This window comes from Stecheria intestinalis (genome assembly GCF_009696165.1).
In the GTDB taxonomy this organism is placed as follows: domain Bacteria; phylum Bacillota_I; class Bacilli_A; order Erysipelotrichales; family Erysipelotrichaceae; genus Bulleidia; species Bulleidia intestinalis.
On sequence record NZ_VUMN01000005.1, the window covers coordinates 55,013 to 74,308 of the forward strand.

15 protein-coding genes, 3 tRNA genes and 1 pseudogene are annotated in these 19,296 nt (G+C 51.5%); 15 read left to right on the forward strand and 4 right to left on the reverse strand.

The window, feature by feature from the left end; genetic code table 11:
• Nucleotides 1-24 precede the first annotated feature (24 nt).
• The 5 genes from FYJ51_RS03475 (at nt 25) to FYJ51_RS03495 (ending at nt 6,149) form a co-directional block, all read left to right on the forward strand.
• The gene (locus FYJ51_RS03475) at nt 25-378 is read left to right on the forward strand and encodes a NusG domain II-containing protein (protein WP_154503242.1); all 354 of its coding nucleotides are present in this window, start codon (nt 25-27) and stop codon (nt 376-378) included.
• Nucleotides 379-425: 47 nt separating this feature from the next.
• Nucleotides 426-896 carry a Gx transporter family protein gene (locus FYJ51_RS03480; protein ID WP_456243033.1) on the forward strand — a complete coding sequence of 157 codons (471 nt, stop codon included), beginning with the start codon at nt 426-428 and terminating at the stop codon, nt 894-896.
• 167 nt (nt 897-1,063) lie between these two features.
• Complete coding sequence (locus tag FYJ51_RS03485; RefSeq protein ID WP_154503248.1) at nt 1,064-3,226, forward strand: bifunctional metallophosphatase/5'-nucleotidase; 2,163 nt, start codon at nt 1,064-1,066, stop codon at nt 3,224-3,226.
• 200 nt (nt 3,227-3,426) lie between these two features.
• Entirely contained in the window at nt 3,427-4,263 is an 837-nt protein-coding gene (locus FYJ51_RS03490; RefSeq protein ID WP_154503251.1) for an HAD family hydrolase, read from the forward strand.
• 26 nt (nt 4,264-4,289) lie between these two features.
• Nucleotides 4,290-6,149 (forward strand): PTS beta-glucoside transporter subunit IIBCA, encoded by a 1,860-nt coding sequence (locus FYJ51_RS03495; protein ID WP_105304416.1) that lies wholly within the window; start codon nt 4,290-4,292, stop codon nt 6,147-6,149.
• 145 nt (nt 6,150-6,294) lie between these two features.
• Here FYJ51_RS03495 and FYJ51_RS03500 read toward each other — a convergent pair.
• Nucleotides 6,295-6,365, reverse strand: a tRNA-Trp gene (locus FYJ51_RS03500).
• Between the two features lie 9 nt (nt 6,366-6,374).
• Nucleotides 6,375-6,451, reverse strand: a tRNA-Glu gene (locus tag FYJ51_RS03505).
• A gap of 188 nt (nt 6,452-6,639) precedes the next feature.
• Between FYJ51_RS03505 and FYJ51_RS03510 the strand changes: the two genes are divergently transcribed.
• Nucleotides 6,640-9,141, forward strand: coding sequence for a DUF262 domain-containing protein (locus FYJ51_RS03510; protein ID WP_154503254.1), 2,502 nt, complete (start codon nt 6,640-6,642; stop codon nt 9,139-9,141).
• Here FYJ51_RS03510 and FYJ51_RS03515 read toward each other — a convergent pair.
• On the reverse strand, nt 9,138-10,220 hold the full coding sequence (locus FYJ51_RS03515; protein WP_154503257.1) for an A/G-specific adenine glycosylase: 1,083 nt from the start codon (nt 10,218-10,220) through the stop codon (nt 9,138-9,140). The two genes, FYJ51_RS03510 and FYJ51_RS03515, sit on opposite strands and share 4 nt — an antisense overlap.
• A 69-nt stretch (nt 10,221-10,289) precedes the next feature.
• On the opposite strand from FYJ51_RS03515, the gene FYJ51_RS03520 reads away from it, so the two are divergent.
• From FYJ51_RS03520 to pyrE, 9 genes and pseudogenes are all read left to right on the forward strand, one after another.
• Nucleotides 10,290-10,363: transfer RNA gene (locus FYJ51_RS03520), tRNA-Gly, on the forward strand.
• Between the two features lie 195 nt (nt 10,364-10,558).
• The gene (locus FYJ51_RS03525; RefSeq protein ID WP_154503260.1) at nt 10,559-12,316 is read left to right on the forward strand and encodes a [FeFe] hydrogenase, group A; all 1,758 of its coding nucleotides are present in this window, start codon (nt 10,559-10,561) and stop codon (nt 12,314-12,316) included.
• A 404-nt stretch (nt 12,317-12,720) separates the two neighbouring features.
• Nucleotides 12,721-14,511 carry a Na+/H+ antiporter NhaC family protein gene (locus FYJ51_RS03530; RefSeq protein WP_105304412.1) on the forward strand — a complete coding sequence of 597 codons (1,791 nt, stop codon included), beginning with the start codon at nt 12,721-12,723 and terminating at the stop codon, nt 14,509-14,511.
• Between the two features lie 55 nt (nt 14,512-14,566).
• Nucleotides 14,567-14,770 (forward strand): hypothetical protein, encoded by a 204-nt coding sequence (locus tag FYJ51_RS03535; protein WP_154503263.1) that lies wholly within the window; start codon nt 14,567-14,569, stop codon nt 14,768-14,770.
• 171 nt (nt 14,771-14,941) lie between these two features.
• The gene (locus FYJ51_RS03540; protein WP_154503266.1) at nt 14,942-16,030 is read left to right on the forward strand and encodes a PfkB family carbohydrate kinase; all 1,089 of its coding nucleotides are present in this window, start codon (nt 14,942-14,944) and stop codon (nt 16,028-16,030) included.
• 24 nt (nt 16,031-16,054) lie between these two features.
• Nucleotides 16,055-16,981: a pseudouridine-5'-phosphate glycosidase gene (locus tag FYJ51_RS03545; RefSeq protein ID WP_154503269.1), complete on the forward strand. Its 927-nt coding sequence runs from the start codon at nt 16,055-16,057 to the stop codon at nt 16,979-16,981.
• Between the two features lie 312 nt (nt 16,982-17,293).
• Nucleotides 17,294-17,554: a cation:dicarboxylate symporter family transporter gene (locus FYJ51_RS03550; RefSeq protein ID WP_235897212.1), complete on the forward strand. Its 261-nt coding sequence runs from the start codon at nt 17,294-17,296 to the stop codon at nt 17,552-17,554.
• Nucleotides 17,545-17,742 (forward strand): annotated as a pseudogene (locus FYJ51_RS03555) (orotidine 5'-phosphate decarboxylase / HUMPS family protein); the annotation flags it as partial. The gene FYJ51_RS03550 and the pseudogene FYJ51_RS03555, both read left to right, overlap by 10 nt.
• Nucleotides 17,739-18,386: an orotate phosphoribosyltransferase gene (pyrE, locus tag FYJ51_RS03560; RefSeq protein ID WP_154503279.1), complete on the forward strand. Its 648-nt coding sequence runs from the start codon at nt 17,739-17,741 to the stop codon at nt 18,384-18,386. The pseudogene FYJ51_RS03555 and the gene pyrE, both read left to right, overlap by 4 nt.
• Here pyrE and FYJ51_RS03565 read toward each other — a convergent pair.
• A complete protein-coding gene (locus tag FYJ51_RS03565) occupies nt 18,361-19,248 on the reverse strand; it encodes a LysR family transcriptional regulator (RefSeq protein WP_205946157.1) in 888 nt (295 codons plus the stop codon). The two genes, pyrE and FYJ51_RS03565, sit on opposite strands and share 26 nt — an antisense overlap.
• Nucleotides 19,249-19,296: the final 48 nt, after the last annotated feature.

Genomic DNA, 19,296 nt, shown 5'->3' on the forward strand with positions numbered 1-19,296 from the left:
GAGAGATGATATAATGCGTTCACTATGAAGAAAAAAGAACTGTGGATACTGATCCTGATTGCGGCAGGAGCTCTGATTGCACTGGTCGTGCTGAACCGGAATACTCCCGCAGAATCATCGGGGACGAAGGTCGCGATCCAGCACGGAAATACGATCGTTCAGGAATTTGATCCGAATGTGGACGCGATTTATACCGTAGACGGAGATACTGGCGGACTGCAGGTGGAAGTCAAGGACGGCAAGTGGAGAGTCATCAATGAGAAATGCCCGAACCATATCTGCGCAAGCATGGGCTGGGCATCGGTGGATGATCCGATTCCGATCACCTGCCTGCCGAATAACATCATCATCTATCCGGAGGAGTCGGCTGCACAATGACGATCGATAAGAACCGCCATTTCACCTATCTGGCTCTGCTCAGTGCGATGGCGATCGTGCTGAACCTGGTGGAGTCCATCTATATCGGACCGATCATCGGCGTGCTGAGAATCGGACTGGCGAATATTGTTGCGCTGATCACGATCCGCCTGCTTGGCGTGAAGGATATGATCATCGTCAACATCATGCGGGTAGTCATCGGAAATCTGTTAAGAGGAACGATTTTCGGGAGCACGTTCTGGATCAGTGCGGGCGGCGTGCTGCTTTCGAGCCTGGTGCTGATTCTTCTGGACCGGCTGAATTCCTCGCTGATGTTCACGTCGGTGCTGATGTCGATCGCGCATTCCGTCGGTCAGNTGTTCGTAGTCATGCTGTTCTATATGCAGCCAGGAATTGCCGTGCTGCTTCCTTATCTTTTCTTAGGATCCATTCCGGCTGGAATTCTGACCGGATACATTGCCGGACTGGTGCTGAAGCGGATCAAGCCATTGAGAATCAAACCGAAGAATACGAACTGAGCGCTATCTGTACAGATAGCGTTTTCTGTCTCGATCGGACAATTGTAAAATCTGTACAAAGAACTATACTGAACTTACAGAATTGCAGTGCAGAAATACATACATCATAGAGAAAGGAGAAGAAATCTGTTCTGCCTGCAGTGATTTCTGTATGGGAGGAAAAGATAATGAAACGATTTGCTGGTTTTCTGCTGGCGCTGTCTGCGGCTTTCGGATTATGTCTGCAGCCGGTGCGGGCGGCAGGTACGACCTTCGGGGACATCGGTGCCGGTTCTTCTGACATCATCGTGCTTTACACGAATGATGTGCATGGAGGAATTTCGGACAATGCCGGTCTGACCGGAACTTCTTCTTCGCTTGGCTATGCCGGCATTGCGGCAGTCCGGGCAGAGGCACAGGCACAGGCGGCTGGAGTTCTTCTGGTAGACAATGGCGATTCCATTCAGGGAGCAGTGTTCGACACGCTGTCGGATGGCACTGCGTCCATGGATCTGATGGAGAAGCTTGGCTATGATCTGTGTGTACCGGGCAATCATGAGTTTGATTTCGGCGTGGATACGTTCCTGGATGAGGTGAAGAATCATCCTGGTCTCGAGTATATCTGTGCAAATTTCACAGATATGGATGGAAACTTCGTCTTAAGCAAAGGCTATGAAGTAAAGGACTTTGAAGTGGACGGAAGCGACGTGAAGATCGCGTTTGTCGGTCTGGATACTCCGGAGTCGATCTCCAAGGGAACTCCGACGTACTTCATGGAAGATGACGGACAGACGTATAAGTACACGTTCAATGCGGATACTCCGGAAGACTTCTATGCCTATATTCAGAAGACGGTTGATCAGGCAAGAACCGAAGCGGATTATGTCATCGTCATGGGGCATATCGGCGATGAGGGTGTCACGGATGGCTGGTCCAGTCCGGAAATTATCGAGAATACAGATGGAATCGATGTGTTCCTGGACGGTCATGCGCATTCCGTCATTGCAGGCGAACAGATTGAGAACAAAGATGGCGAGGAAGTTCTTCTGACCAGCACCGGCACCAAGCTGGAGAATATCGGCTGCCTGAAGCTGACGGTTGCGGATGGAAAGATCAGTGCAGCAGAGAGCCATCTGATTGATACGATCACGGATGAGGAGAAGAGCAGCGAAGCTTATCAGAACATGGCTTCGGAAGTTTCTGCAGTAGAAGATCAGTATGCATATCTGGCGGAAGTGGTCGGACATACGGATTATGATCTGAAGATCTATGATCCATCGGACAGCAGCGTGCGGCTGGTCAGAACCCGTGACTGCAATATGGCAGACTTCCTGACCGATGGCTATGTCTGGGCATCCAGCAATCTGGATGGGTTTGAGCCGGCAGATCTGTCTTTGCTCAATGGCGGATCAATCCGCGCAGATATCCTGGCAGGAGATGTGACTTATACCAGCGTGCTCACGGTCTTCCCGTGGTATACCCATGTGACGGAAATCAAGGCAACCGGACAGCAGATTGTCGACTGCCTGGAGATGGGGGCACGGAAGTCTCCGGAAGAATGCGGCGGCTTCATGATCGGCGGAAATCTGAGCTATCAGATCGATCTGTCGAAAGAAAGCAAAGTCTCGGAAGACAGCCAGGGAATGTTCTTAGGAGTAGATGGTTCCTATGAGAACGGCGACTACCGCGTGAACAATGTGCTGATCGGCGGCGAGCCGTTGGATCTGGAAAAGGAATACCTGCTGGTGATCAATGATTACTACTACACGCAGTGCGGCGATGGCATGACAATGTTCCAGAACGATGAGGCCATCGTGAACGGAGATGACAATGTCATTGATGTAGAGCTGATGTGCAGCTTCTTCAAGTCGCTGGAGAATGAGCAGGTTCCTGATACTTACAGCAATCCTTATGGTGATGGAAGAATCACGGTGATTGCCGATGCAGAAGCCGCTGCTTCTGAAACCGCAGACAGCGGTCTGCTCAATGCGCTGACTTCTTCAGACCTCGGAATCAAGGAAAAGAATACTGCCGCCTTTGATCTTTCTGCTTCATCAGCAGTTCTGAATTCCGATAATCTGTACTGTGTGCGGATTGCGAAAGATCAGCTTCCGGCTTCCCTGCAGAGTGCAGCGAATGTCTATGCAGTTTCGCAGGCTGATATGTCGCCGGTGCTCTGTTCCCGTGATGGAAATGGAGACCTGCTGGTTCCGGTAACGGATGCGGATGGCTCTGTTGTTCTGGGAACGAATTCCAGCAATTCGATCCAGACCATCGCTGTCGTGTGCATGGTGATCCTTCTGATCGCTCTGATTGCTGCGCAGGCAGCGGATCGCCGCAGGAAAGAATAAGGCATTGAACTAGCAGCGGCGGGGGAGAAAACTTTCTCTCTCTGCCGCTGCTTTTTTTCACGATTTGTTTCGCCATCAGAAATTTCTGTACCGAAATTCAATTTTTCTGAGTGTAAGGGCTTTCTTCCTAACGTATAATTATGGTAAACAGAAACGGCAGACTGCTTCGGTGTCTGCCTGAATTGAATAGGGGGAAGCGAATGAAACTAATCTTCCTGGATATTGACGGGACTCTGACTCCGGCTGGATCCAATGTTCCGCCAGAGAGTGCCTTGCGGGCAATCCGCAGGACCAGAGATCTCGGAAATCTGGTGTTTCTCTGCACAGGACGGAACTATGCCATGCTGAAACCGTTACTGAAGTATCCGTTTGACGGCATGGTGGCTTCGGCTGGCGGCTATGTCACACTGGATGACAAGGTGATCTATGATCATCCGATGACAGATGAACAGTTGAAAAGAAGTCTGGAAGTACTTCATAAGAACGGAGTATTCTGCACGATTGAAGCGAAGAATGCAACCTATGGAGATGAGAATCTCGGCGACTTCCTGAAGAATGCGGATGCGGACAATTCTGAAATCGAACGGTGGCGGAAAGCGTTATCAGAGTCGCTTTCGATCCGGCCGATGAAAGAATATGACGGAGCACCCGTATATAAGGTTGTGATCATGTGTCAGAATTCATCACAGCTGGAGGAACCGAAGCGGATGCTCGGAGATGAATTTGATTTCGTGATCCAGGAAGTCAGAGCACATGGGAGCTGTCAGAATGGAGAGCTGATCAATCGTGCGTTTGATAAAGGGACCGGGATCCGTAAGATCGCAGAAGCATTGAAGGTACCGCTGAGTGATACGTATGGATTCGGCGATTCGATGAATGATCTGACCATGATTCAGACGGTGGGAACATCTGTCTGCATGGCGAATGGTGCAGAGACTCTGAAGAAGATCAGCAATGTGGTAGTTCCTTCTGTAGAGGAAGACGGGCTTGAAAAGGGATTTCAGATGCTCGGGCTTCTGGACGGAAGCGGATTATAAGCAACGAGGGGAGAATAGTAAAGGGTATGGCATTGGATTATCGGAAGTGCGCGGAAGAGATTTACAGTCATCTGGGCGGAAAAGACAACATCGCTTCAGCAGCACATTGCGCAACACGGCTCCGCCTTGCAATTGTGGATAACAGCAAGGTTGATGTCAAAGCACTCGAAAATGTCGAGGGCGTCAAGGGAGTCTTCTCTTCCAATGGTCAGCTTCAGCTGATCATCGGAACAGGAACCGTCAATAAGGTATATGACGAGTTCCTTGATATCACGGGTCTGTCAGCGGCGACCAAAGAAGACGTGAAGGCAGCTGCGGCAGCGCAGATGCCGGTCTGGAAGCAGATGCTGAAAGCACTGGGCGATGTATTCGTTCCGATTCTGCCGGCGATCGTAGCTTCTGGTCTCATGATGGGTCTTGTGGAAGCACTCGGCAAGGCGATTCCGGGATTTGCGGCAAGCGACTGGTATAACTTCCTGGATATGGTAGCGAATACCGCGTTCGCATATCTGCCAGTTATTGTTGCAGTATCTGCGGCAAAGGTCTTCGGCGGCAACGTGTATCTGGGTGCGGTCATCGGTCTATTGATGATTCATTCCAACCTGGTGAATGCGTGGGCTGTCGCAAGCTATGAAGGCGCGATTCCGACCTGGAATCTGTTCGGCCTCTCAGTCCGTCAGGTAGGCTATCAGGGACATGTCATTCCGGTCATCATATCGGTATGGTTCATGTCGAGGCTGGAGCAGTGGCTCCATAAGAAGGTCCCGGAAATGATCGACCTCTTCGTGGTTCCGCTGGTCACCGTGCTGGTCACGGCCCTGCTGACGTTCATCGTCATCGGCCCGATCTTCGCACAGCTTGAGAACTGGGTGCTTGCCGGTGCACAGGTGCTGGTCAAGAATCCGTTCGGGGCTGCGGCAATGGGTGCGCTGTATCCGTGGACGGTCGTCATGGGTCTGCATCATATGTATAACATCATCGAAGCAGGCATGCTGGCAGCCGGCGGTCTGAATACCTGGATGCCGATCGCTTCGGCAGCGAACTTTGCACAGTTCGGTGCCTGCTTGGCAGTAGGTCTCAAGACCAGGAATGCAAAGATGAAGTCCGTTGCAGTTCCGTCTTCGCTCTCGGCAGCGTTAGGAATCACGGAACCGGCTATCTTCGGTGTCAATATGCGTCTCTTCAAGCCATTCATCGCGGCTATGATCGCCGGCGCAGTCGGCTCGCTGTTTGCGGCATTCTCCGGAATCGGTGCTACGGCATATGGCGTAACCGGAATCCCGGGCTATCTCACGATCAACAATCCGCTGGTCTATACGATTCTTCTTGCGATTTCCGGAGGCCTGGCATTCGTTCTGACGAACATCCTCTGGAAAGAAGATGCTGAGGCTGATGCAGTCGAAGCAGAAGGCACAGCGGCTGAAAAGACAGCGTTCGAAAAGGCTGAAGCTCCGAAGGAAACCGCAATCACCACAGAAGCAGGTGTCGTTCTTTCTCCGGTCAATGGCAAGATCATTCCGGCATCTGAAATCCCGGATGCAGTATTTGCCGGCGAAGCGATGGGTCCGTCAATCGGAATTGAAGTCAGTGATGATGTGGTCTATGCACCGTTTGACGGCGAAGTGGTCATGGTATTCCCGACGAATCATGCGGTCGGTCTCAAATCTGATACCGGTATGGAGGTGCTGATCCATGTCGGCGTGGATACCGTCAATATGAATGGCGACGGCTTCAAGGCATTCGTCAAGCAGGGCGACAAAGTCAAGGCTGGTCAGGAACTGCTCCAGTTTGATCGGAAGAAGATCAAGGCAGCCGGCCATCCGGACACGGTCATTGTAGTGCTGACCAATGGCACTGAGTTCAAGGATGTGAAGAAAGCAGCCTGAATACGAACAGAGGAGGAACGGGGGATGCGGTTCCTCCTCTTTGTTTTCTTCTGAGAACGCAAAAAAAAGCCTCATACGAGGCACAGTGTTATCTGGGGAAAGCCGCACATCATTCGCTGATCGTGTTCGACTTTTCCAGTTAAGGCAGGGGTGGAGAGAATCGAACTCCCATTAGCGGTTTTGGAGACCGATGTACTACCATTGTACGACACCCCTAAAACCATATGGTGACGAGTACGGGATTCGGACCCGTGAATGCCGCCGTGAAAGGGCGGTGTGTTAAGCCGCTTCACCAACTCGCCAGAGCGACTGCTCATGTATATTATCATAACGGAATTCGGAAAACAACAGAAAAAACAGAAAAGTTTCATCACAATATTCTGGTTTTCCCTGCTTCCATATCAGAACGATCCCGGACAGCGCAGAATCGCCGCGCAGACACCGGGGCGGGTCTGTGATATGATTACTTCGCCTTGAAAGGAATGAAAGAATGATCAAACAGCCAGTCAGAACGACGATGTCTGACTTTATCAAATCGATGATGGGCAGTCAGCTCGTGATTCCGGTATATCAGAGAAATTATTCCTGGAATCCTTTCGGTGAGACTGCCCATTTCATGGATGACCTGGAGGGCCTGCTTGCGGATCGCAGCCGGAATCACTTCCTCGGCATTCTGATCTATACCGAATCTGATCTCGGTGCGATGTATAAGGAGATTCAGATTGTGGATGGCCAGCAGCGTCTGACGACTTCCTTCATCTTCCTGCTCTGCCTCAAGCGGGTGGCCAAGGAGAAGAATGATGCGGAGATTGAAGGGATGATTGATGACTATTATCTCTATAACCGCCATGCCTCGAAAGAAGCCCGGCTGCGCCTGAAGCCTGCTGTTTCGGAAGACGATGTCTATGCCAAGCTTGTCTACGGAAGCTGGACTGATCTCACGAAAAAAGAGAAGGAAACAACGGTCTACCGGAATTACGATTATATCTACGGAAGAATCGAGAAGGCAGCCCAGAAATATTCTCTGGCTGAGATACTGGATACGCTGGGAAGAATGGATATCCTGGCTTTTCCGCTTTCCGATCAGGACAATGCACAGCAGATCTTCGAGTCCATCAATAGCACGGGTGCTCCATTGACTTCTGCAGATATGATCCGGAACTATATTCTGATGAATGATACCAGCGAAGTGCAGGAGCGGAATTACCGCATGTACTGGCAGCCGCTGGAACAGATGATGCCGGATTCTCATAAGCTGGAAGAATTCTTCCGGTATTATCTGGCATCCAGAACGTATGAACTGCTCAATCGCAGAGATGTGTACGAAGGATTCAAGGATTTCTGGAATGCGTTGGAAGCAGATAAGGAAACCAAGCTCCGGGAGATCAATCGCTTCTGCCGGTATTACAATGCCATTGTGAACGGACCTGCCGAGGAACCGGAGCTGGAAGCAGTGCTGAAGAATTTCCGCAGGAATGAAACCAGGGTTCCGGCTCCGTTCCTGATGGGCATGTTCAGTCTTCATGACGAAGGAAAGCTTGATCTGAAGACGCTGATGGATCTGATCCGCCTGCTGGATACGTATCTGATGAGACGGTCTCTCTGCGGAATGGACAGCGGTTCGCTCAGCCGGTATTTCCCGCAGCTGCTTCGTTCTGTTCTCAACAGCTGGCAGAAGACGCATCAGAATCTCATGGAGATCACTCGTGTATTTCTCGTCAACAACAACCGCGGAAAGGCTCTGGCAATGCCGACTGACAGCCAGCTGCGCAGCTGCCTGAGAGAAGTTAATGCTTATTCACTGATGTGCATCCGCCCGGTTCTGGAGCGGATCGAGCACTACGAGGCTACGGCTGAAGTGGATACTTCTGCCTTGAATATCGAGCACATCATGCCCCAGCATCCAGATGCGTGGTGGAAGCAGCACAGCGGCGCCCGGGATGAAGAAGAATATGCCTTCTATGCAAATCTGATCGGCAACCTTACGCTCTGTGCGGAGTATGACAATACCCGGATGGGCAATCAGGATTTCGCATTCAAGAAGTCCGTTCTTTCGAAAACCCTCCACATCCGCATGAATACGGAGCTTCTGAAGAAGGATACATGGACCGTCAGAGACATTCTGCAGCGCTGCGATGAGATGGCAGATCAGATCATCGCAATTTACCCTTATGAACCAGGAAAGGCATCAATCGAAATGACAAAAAATGATAACGTGATCATACTCACTGCTCCGACAGTCAATGCGCGGGCCCTCTATGTGAACCCGCAGTGCATTGAAATTCTCGCCGGGACAACCATGAAGGCATACGGACCTCAGGAAATGAAGTCCATGCGCTCTTTGTTCCGGGACATGACGGAGAAAGGAATTCTCGGCGAAACCGAGACCGGAAGAATCCAGTTCGAAAAGAACTACCGCTTCCATGATCTGAATACCGCAGCACAGTTTCTGCTCCACAGGGGCGGCGACAATACTGCTATGTGGACGAGAGAAAACGGCAGCCCGCTTCCGGAAGCTAAGCCGGCTGAAAAGACTGACGCAAAAGCACCTGCAATGAAGCAGCAGAATCACCGGAAGAACAATCATTCCGGAAACAAGCCGAACAAAGCAAAGCCGTCAGAACAGAAAAAGAATCCGGAACABAAGTCTTCCGCCAAGAAGCCGAATCAGAACCCGCCGAAGAAGAAGGCTGATCCTCACCATAACCAGAATCAGAGCAGAAAGAACGATTCTTCTGATCAGAAACAGAATTATCAGAACCATCAGAATCACTCCGGCTCCCATAACCAGAAAACTCAGCCGAAACAGGCTGAGCAGAAGAACCAGGAACATTCCGGAAACAGCCAGCCGAAAAAGAAGAAGAGCTATCGCCGGCAGACCATGGCGGATAAGATGGATATCAAGCCACAGAAAGTAACTCCGCAGGTCAAGGAAGCAGAGAAGAGCGGCAATGGCTTCTTCAGCAACATCCTTGCCCGCTTCAGACACTAAAGAGAATACCAGGCTTTGACTGCCTTGAATGCAGAAGGAACTGCTGTCTCAGCAAGTTCCTTTTCTGTCAGCAGCAGACAGTTCTCCGCCTTCAGGGTGCTCAGATCGGCAATCCGGATCTCATATGCCCGCATATCCCATTCCAGGTGCGTGAAGAGATGCTTTGAATCCGGCAGCCGCTTGATCCGCAATGGCATCACATGGAACTGCTGCTCGGCAGCTTCGGCTGCCTGACTGGCGTCCAGCCATTCATCCATCCCGGGAAATTCATATAATCCAGCCAGCAGTCCATGCGCAGGTCGCTTTCTCAGCAGGAAGCGTTCGCCATCCCGGATCACAAACAGCGTGCGCTTTACTACTTTCCGCTCTTTCAGAGCACTCCGGTAAGGAATTTCATCCGTCCTGTTTTCCAGATGTGCCGTGCAGAACGGCTTCCAGGGACAGCTGTCGCAATGCGGTTCTCCATTCGGAACACAGATCAGTGCACCAAGTTCCATCAATCCCTGGGTGAAATGAGAAACAAACGCCGGATCAGCTTTCTCTGCTTCAGAAAGATGGTTCTCATAGAAATCTGAAATGACTGATTCATAAGACTTTCTGGTTTCCGGATTCCGGATATCAGAAGGATCAGAGAAAAGTCTTGCCAGCACCCGCAGCACATTGCCATCAACTGCTGGTACCGGAATGCCATAGGCAATGGCGGCGATTGCCCCGGACGTATACGGGCCGATTCCCGGAAGCTTTCTCAGCTTGCAAGGATCCGCAGGCAGCACGCCATCATATTCCTGCATGACTGCCTGAGCACATTTCTTCAGGTTTCTTGCCCGGCTGTAATAGCCCATGCCTTCCCAGAGCTTCATCAGCCGATCGTCTTCGCACTCTGCAAGCGAGGCAATATCCGGAAGTTTTTTACGGAATTGCAGGAAGCGTTCTTTCACAAATTCTACTCTGGTCTGCTGCAGCATGATCTCGCTCAGCCAGACATCATAAGGATTTCCGGTATTCCGCCAGGGGAGAATGCGCTGATTTTTCTGAAACCAGCTGGTCAGACGCAAGGCTTGTTCAAGGGTGATTTCCATACCGGACATTGTATCAGCATGTTGAGAAAAATCCTCCGGTGGGTTAATATAAAAAAGTACTTGAAAGATGCATCTGTAGTTCAATGGTAGAATGCGACCTTCCCAAGGTTGAGACGCGGGTCCGATTCCCGTCAGGTGCTCCATAGATATGAAAACCGCAGAGCTATGCGGTTTTTATGTGCATGATCATGCATTTCTGGCTGCTCCTGAACAGCCCTGGGGCTCGGAGATTATCGTATCTTTGTGTAGACAAACTTCTGCTGAGAAATCATAGTTGAGAAAAGGGTGCTGCCGTTCTGGGTGAGATGGCAGACTCATAAACAGAGGAGGACATCAGGATGACTAGACATCTATCACCGGAGATCCGGGTTCCGATTGACCCGGAGAATCCATCAATTGAGCGGCGTGAGGAACTTTGTATCCGCTGCGGGAACTGCCGGGACGTATGCCGGGATGAGATCTCGGTTCTGACGTATTACGACCTGCAGAAAACAGGGGATGTGCCGATCTGCATCCACTGCGGACAGTGTGCGAATGTCTGCCCGGTGGATTCGATCACGGAAAAGAGCGAGGTTGCTGCGCTGAAGCAGGCGATTGCAGATCCTGAGAAGCTGGTCATCGTATCTACTTCGCCATCGGTCCGGGTTTCTCTGGGAGAGGGATTCGGAGAAAAGCCGGGGACTTTCTCAGAAGGAAAGATGGTTGCGCTGCTTCGCGCGCTGGGGGCTGATATCGTGCTGGATACCGATTTTGCGGCAGATATGACAATCGTGGAAGAAGCTTCGGAACTGCTCAGCCGTGTCACGGAAAAGCATGCTCCGCTGCCGCAGTTTACGTCCTGCTGCCCGGCCTGGGTGAAGTTCGCAGAGACCTATTATCCTGATCTGCTGCCGCATATTTCATCGGCCAAGAGTCCGATTGGCATGCAGGGACCGACGATCAAGACCTGGTATGCGAAAAAGAGAGGCATCGATCCGAAGAAGATCGTGAATGTGTGCCTGACCCCATGCACCGCAAAGAAGTTTGAGATCCGCAGAGAAGAAATGAATGATTCTGCTTCTTTCTGGAATGAACCATCACTCAGAGACATGGATCTCTGCATCACGACGAGAGAGCTCATCAGCTGGGCGAAGGAATCCGGCATTGATTACAGCTCTCTTGAGGAGTCGGATTACGATTCCCTGATGTCTGAGAAGAGCGGTGCCGGCGTGATCTTCGGAGCGACCGGCGGCGTCATGGAAGCAGCCTTGAGAGCGGCATATGAATACCTGAATCACAAGCCGGCACCGAAAGAGCTGCTGCATCTTTCCGCACTGCGCGGGTATGAAGGCATCCGGACTGCTGAAGTACAGCTTACAGAGTCTCTCTGCCTGCGTGCTGCAGTGATTTACGGAACGGCAAATGTCCGCCGTTTCCTGGAAGAACAGAAGCTGGAGGACTTTGATTTCATCGAAGTCATGACCTGCCCGGGCGGCTGTATTGGCGGCGGAGGTCAGCCGAAGCATCTGGAAACGGCTGATGAAGCAAGAAAAAAACGGATCGAAGGCCTGTTTCAGAAAGATGCCGCAATGGATGAGAAGGTCAGCACCAGGAACCAGGAGCTGAATGAGCTGTATGAGTCCTTCTATGGGAAACCGCTCTCTGAGCTTGCGGAAAAGATGCTTCATACGACTTATCACTCCAGAGAACAGGATCTCGGAGAGAGCGCTGATTCCTATCGGAAGCTGAAGGCAACCAGGAAGTCTGAAAGTGATTATGAGGAAGTCACAGAACCAGGAGCCAAGGTCAGAAAGTGGAAGTGCCGGATCTGCGGCTATATCTATGAGGGAGAACAGCCTCCGAGAGAGTGCCCGGTCTGCCATCAGGGTTCAGAAGTCTTTGATCTGATAAAGACCTGGAAGTGCAGAGTATGCGGATATGTCTGCGAGGGAGTAACTCCTCCGGAAGAATGCCCGGTCTGCCATCAGGGTGCAGAAGTTTTTGATCTGATGAAGACCTGGAAGTGCAGAGTATGCGGATATGTCTGTGAGGGAGTAACTCCTCCGGAAGAATGCCCGATTTGCCACCAGGGTGCTGAGGTCTTCGTGGAAATCTGAATTGAAAGAATGAGCAGGAACCCGTGGCATAGATAGCTGCGGGTTTTCTGTGCCCTGTTTCGGATCCATATATGCCTGCTTCCAGGTGTCTGTCTTCTTCCGGATTCTGCTGTTTTCTGAAGTTCTTGATGAATTTGATCGGATTATGAACTGCTGAATACGGCTTGATCATGGGCTTTATTTACAGAAGTGAGGGCGATTCAGAAAGGCGAAAAATTCGCAAAAGTTTCATCTTGAAGTAGGACAGCAAGGTGCTATTGTTATCAATGTGTTTGTGATAGCCGCAGACATGGAAGCATGCTCCTGATCGAATAGGGGAGCCGTGAAAAGATACAGGATCGGCTCGACAGTAAAAGTCAGAAGAATGGTGACATATTGCGCAATAAGGAGCGCTTGATCACAGTATGGATTCTCACCCGGTTCGTCTCAGGAAGGCTGCAGCGGCAGCCGTATGTGCAGTTCTTGTCATTGCTGGTATTTCTGCTTCACTCTCTGTTGCTGAAACTGCTGATCTTTCTTCGGCAGCTTCCATTGGCAAAGCCCTCGGCGGGGCTTCCCTCATTCCGGCAGCCATTACCATTCTGCTTGCATTCTGTTTCCAGGATGTGATTCTTTCTCTGCTGGCAGGTCTTGTGAGCGGGGTCATGATGTGGATGTGTCTTCAGAAAGAAGCTCCGTATCTGATTCTCGACGAAACCTGCACGCGGATCGTGAATACGATTGCTGATCGCAATAATGTGGCAGTGCTGATTTCGTGCCTGGCGATCGGAGGCATGGTGGAAGTGATCCGCAGAAGCGGCGGCTTCGAGCAGATGGCGGAGAAGATGGTCCGTAAGGTGAACAGTGCCCGCAAGGCGAGCCTGGTCGGCGAACTGCTCGGCGTCATCGTGTTCTTCGATGACTATGCGAATTCCCTGATCGTCGGACCGGTCATGAAGCCGATCACCGATAAGCTGAATGTCTCCCGGGAGAAGCTTGCATATATTGTGGATTCCACCGCGGCACCGGTATCCGGCATTGCCATCATCTCAAGCTGGGTTGCTGTAGAAGTGTCGGTCATCAATCAGGGACTTGAAAATGCACAGCTGAATCTGTCAGGATATCAGCTGTTCCTGCAGGCAATTCCGTTCTGTTTCTACTGCATCTTCTGCCTGATCTTCATTCTGGAGTCTTCTCTGACCGGAAGAGAGTTCGGGCCGATGCTGGAAGCAGAGACCAGGGCAAGAAACGGTCAGCCGCTGCGCAGGGATTCCGAGATTTATGAAGCAGAGCAGAAGAAGCAGAGCACCGGGAAGAAAACAGAAGGAAAAGTCCGGAATGCAGTAGTTCCGCTGGTAGTCCTGTTTGTATATGCACTGATCATGTTCTACGTGACTGGCAGAGCAAACGCTGTGAAAGCCGGCCTTCTGGCCGAGAACGCACCGTTTACGATGCAGAATCTCTCAACTGCATTCGGCCAGGCGGATACGGTATTCCTGATCTTTGAGGCAACGATGCTCGGCACCGCGGTGGCTGTGTTCATGGGAATCATAAGCCATGCATTCACGCTGAAGGAAGCGATCGACGCCTTCATTTCCGGCTGTGCGCAGATTCTTCCGACGGCTGTCATTCTGACAACTGCCTGGGCTTTGTCCGGGGTGGTCAAGGATCTCGGAACGGTTTATTACGCCGTAGGGGTGATCTCAGGAAATATGCCATGGCAGCTTGTTCCTGCATTCCTGTTCCTCTCCTGCTGTGCTGTGTCGTTTGCGGTCGGTTCCTTTGGCTGCATGTTCATCGCCCTGCCGATGGCGGTTCCGATTGCGGCATCGATGGTGGCACAGAATCCGGCGCTTACGGCAAGCTATCTGCCGTTATGCATCGGCTGCTCTCTGACCGGCTGTATCTTCGGGGATCACTGCTCGCCGATCACCGACTGCACGATTCTCTCTTCGCAGGGTGCCGGCTGCGACAACTTCGATCATGTGAAGACGCAGCTTCCGTATGCGCTGACGACGGCTGCAGTATCTGTGATTGCCGGGATTCTGCCTTCAACCTTCGGCGTTCCTGCATGGGCTTCGATCCTGCTTGGCAGCCTGTGCTTCTATCTGATTCTGAATGCGTTCGGACAGGTGCCTGGCATGAAGCCCGCTGCTGCCCGCAATGCTTCGCTGCTGCGCAGAAGAAGACTGCGTCCTGCCCGGACTGCCGCATAATCGCATTTGTTCTCTGCCTCTCTCATGCTATACTCTGATTGTGTCAGCGGCAGAGATGATGAAGGAATTGACCAGAATCCATCTGCTGAGTATCGTCATGACGATGCTCAGCATTTTCATGATCTATCTGCTGTTTGAAAAACTGGATGGCCGGAAGTTTCGGATCACGGATCGCCAGTTTCATCGGCTGCTGATGGTTCTTGCATCGATTCTCGGCGTCTTCTCGCTGATCACCTGCTTATGCAGCTATGGCTTCTGAAAATGAACAGGCTCCCATGTTTCAGGGGATTGCCTTTTTTTTCTCGGAAGGCCAGAATAGAGAAAATCTGAGAACAGGAAAACAGAGAATTGCTGTTGACTTGGAAGCGCTTGCGCCTATACTGGTTTAGTAAACAAAAGCTGCAAAATAAGCAAAAGCAAAGGAGAACAAATGACACAGAGAGAACGTCAGATTCTTCAGTGGATTGAGGAAAACCCGATGATCTCCCAGGAAGAGCTTGCAAAGAAAGCAGGCATTTCCAGGAGCGCAGTTGCCGTGCATATCTCCAATCTGATGAAGAAAGGGTATATTGCAGGCAAAGGTTATGTGCTTCGTTCCGGAACGTATGTTGCGGTCGTCGGCGGCGTGAACATCGATATCGGCGGACAGTCGTTTGCACCGCTGGTTGCCAGAGATTCCAATCCGGGCAAGGCTCAGACGAGTCTTGGCGGCGTCGGCAGAAATATTGCTCACAATCTGTCTCTGCTCGGAGTGGATGTGCGGTTTCTGACTGCGTTCGGAGATGATGGCTATGCTCAGCGCATCGAGGCAAGCTGTGCGAATCTCGGCATTGATATCAGCCATGCAAGAAAGATTCCAGGCGCAAGAACTTCCACGTATATCTTCCTGAATGATCCGGATGGAGATATGGCTCTTGCCGTGAATGACATGGCCATCTGCGAGGAGATCACACCTCGTTATCTGAGCCATAACCTGACGATTCTGAATAATGCGCAGATCGTCATCATCGATACCAATATTCCGGAAGAATCCATTAAGTATATTGCAGAACATGTCACAGCTCCGATTTTCGCGGATCCGGTTTCCGTGGCCAAGGCGGATAAGCTGAAACCTTATCTCGGGAAACTGCATACGCTGAAGCCGAACCGGATTGAAGCAGAACATCTCAGCGGCGTTGAGATCCATAACCAGGAAGATCTGAAGAAAGCCGCGAAGGTTCTCCTGGATACCGGTCTGCACCGGGTATTCATCTCACTTGGTACAGATGGAGTCTTCGCGGCAGATCACCATGAGATGCTCACGTATCCTTGCTGCAGAGCAGAGATGAAGAATGCGACCGGTGCCGGAGATGCCTTCATGGCAGCCCTGGCATGGGCATATCTCGAAGGAACCAATCTCATCGATGCGGCAGCCTGGGCGAGTGCTGCAGCAGCGATTGCAGTCGAAGGTGCGGATACCATCAACCCGGATATGTCGGTGGAATCCGTCAAGGAAAAACTTCTGACCACTCAGCAATAGAAATTCATAAGGAGGAATACGAAAATGCTGAACAAATATCTTGATGTGAACCCTGAAGTAGCTGAAGCTGTCAAGGCCGGCAAGCCAGTCGTGGCTCTGGAGTCAACCATTATTTCTCATGGCATGCCTTATCCGCAGAATGTGGAGACGGCTCTGAATGTAGAGAAGATCATCCGTGAGAATGGCGCTGTCCCGGCAACGATCGCCATTATCGGCGGCCGCCTGAAGGCTGGTCTTACTCCGGAGGAAATTGAATACTTCGGCAAGAAGGGAACCAAGATCGCAAAGGCATCCCGCCGCGATCTGGCAGTGCTCTGCGCAGAAGGCCAGGATGGTGCTACCACCGTCACGACGACCATGATGATTGCCAACATGGCCGGCATCAAGTTCTTCGCTACCGGCGGTATCGGCGGTGTCCATCGCGGGGCACAGCAGACCTTCGATATCTCTGCTGACCTGGAAGAACTCGCAAATACTCCGGTCATGGTTGTCTGTGCTGGTGCAAAGGCAATTCTCGATCTCGGCTTAACGCTGGAGTATCTGGAAACTCATGGGGTTCCGGTCATCGGCTATGGAACGAAGGAGCTGCCTGCATTCTATTCCCGTCATTCCGGACTGAAGGTTGACTATGAACTGGATACCCCGGAAGAGTGCGCAAAGGCATTCCGTGTTCAGCATGACCTTGGCCTCAAGGGCGGCATGCTGGTAACAAATCCGATTCCGGAAGAGTATGCAATGGATGACAAGGTCATCAATGCTGCAATTGATGAAGCGATCAAGGAAATGGATGAGAAGGGAATCAAGGGCAAGGAGTGCACGCBGTTCCTGCTGGCAAAAGTCGCTTCCATCACGGGCGGCGATTCGCTGGATTCCAACATCCATCTGGTTTACAACAACGCAAAAGTCTGCTCGCAGATTGCTAAGTCCTTCTGGTCAGAAGAGAACAAGTAATCGCATTGCTCATTCTCAGCCGCCGGGCCATTCCGGCGGTTTTTCTGTCTCGGCAGAAATGTAATGGAAATTCCTGGTGACCTCCTGTCCGGGCGTGCCTATAATTCTCCCAGGAAAAAGCAGTCTTTAATATGGTACGAGATACCATGAAGGCGATGATAGCTGGTCCGGGTACAGACTGCAGAAATGCAGCGGAACTGCATATTGTGAACTTGAACCTCCATGGCCATCTGCCTGGAGGCTTTTTTCACGAAAGGGAGATCGGAAATGCAGAAGTAATCACGTAGTCTTACCAGAAGAATGCTGTTTGCCATGAGTGCAGCCATCATCGCCGGACTTGGCGTGATCCCACTGCGCGAGCATCTGAATGCATCGGGGAATTCAGATAGCTGGAACGTCATCAATCATCTTCTGTTTGCGGACATCTCCGCATCCGGCAATGAAAGTGCCATCGGCCTCTTCTACATCATCGGACAGCTTTTCGTGAGATCCCTGCAGCTGGTCATCGTTCCGATGGTCTTCACCAGCATCGTGCTGGCAATGGTCCGCATCTCGGACGGAAAGACTTTCTGACCGTAACGCCAGGTATCCGGTTTGCCGAAGACGCAAAAGGAGACCAGAAGCGGGTCACGACTCCTTCAATGGCCAGAAAGCTCGGCAGCACCTATATCGTGGTCGGCAGATCCATCACAGGTGCAGCAGATCCTGTCGCTGCCTATCGCAGGGCAATGCAGGAATTCACGGAAGGAGAATATGCATGAAAAAGGAAATTGCTTCAGATCTTCTGAGAATCGGTGCGGTATTTCTGAGACCGGAGGAACCGTTCACCTGGGCATCCGGAATCAAGTCGCCGATCTACTGCGACAATCGCCTGACGCTGTCGGATGTCAGCGTGCGCAGCGACGTGGAACATGCATTAGCAGAACTGGTCAGGGAACATTTCCCGGAATGCCAGCAGCTGATGGGAACGAGCACAGCTGGCATTGCGCATGCGGCAATCACCGCTGAAATCCTCGGCCTTCCGATGGGATATGTGCGATCCAGCGCGAAAGATCATGGCCGCGGCAGACAGATTGAAGGAAAGTGCGAACCAGGCACAAAGGTAGTCGTCATCGAAGATCTGATCTCAACCGCAGGATCATGTGTCGAAGTTGCAGAAGTGCTGAGAAAAGCAGGATGCGAAGTGCTCGGCATCGTATCGATCTTCACGTATGGCATGAAGAAAGCTGCAGATCGTCTGCAGGAACATCATCTCGTGAATTACAGTGCTTCGGATTATGACACGCTGCTGGAAATCGCAGTCGAAGAAAACCGCATCCGCAGAGACCAGGTCAGCGCCTTGCTGGCGTTCCGCGACAATCCTTGTGACGAAAGCTGGATCACCGGTTCTTCAGCAGCGAAATAACGGCATGTGCTGCCGGCGGCAGAATCCTTGATCCGGATTCAATCAGATGGAGTTTCCTGATCGGCAGGGTTTCCCGGATCGGAATCTCCTGCAGAGTGCCGGGATATCTGGCTTCTTCTGCCAGCTTCTCAGGCAGAAAGCCGATGCCGAGCCCGGCTGCGATCGCAGCTCCGACCTGTTCCAGACTCGACGCTTCCATAGCCGGGCGGAATGGGATATGGTGCTTCAGAAAGAATAATTCATAGTATTCCCGCGTGCTTGATCCGGTGTTCATCGTGACCAGCGGGAAATGATTCATCAGCTGCAGCAGAGAAGTTTCTTTTTCTGCAGCTTTTCTGATTTCCTCAGTGCCGTAGAGCCTTTCTTTCATATCCGAAAGCACCGTGCTGCGGCAGGTTTTTGGCAGGGAGAGCGGATCGGTGACAACGGCAAAATCTGCCATCCCCATTTCGACCTGATCAATGGCAGGTGGTGTATTCATGGAGGTGATGCGGAAGCGGATCTTCGGATACTTCTTTCGGAATTCAGTGATTGCCGGAAGAAGAATCAGCCGCATGCCGGCATCGGTAGCAGTGATGGTCACCATGCCTGATTTCAGGCCGATCTCGGAATTCACAGCAGCTTCGCCAGCATCCAGCTGAACCACTGCAGCCGAGACGTGCCGGTAGAGCTCCTTGCCAGCAGAAGTCAGCGTGACACCGCCTCTCGTGCGGATGAAGAGCCGGCAGCCAAGCTGAGCTTCCAGGTTGGAAATGCAGCGGGTAATATTCGGCTGGCTGTTATTCAGAAGCTTTGCTGCGTTCGTGAAACTGCCGGAAGAAGCGACATAATAGAAGATTCGGTAGTAGTCATAGCTGATCATGCAGTTATTATAATAAATTGATATGTAAGATATATGAAAAATACATTT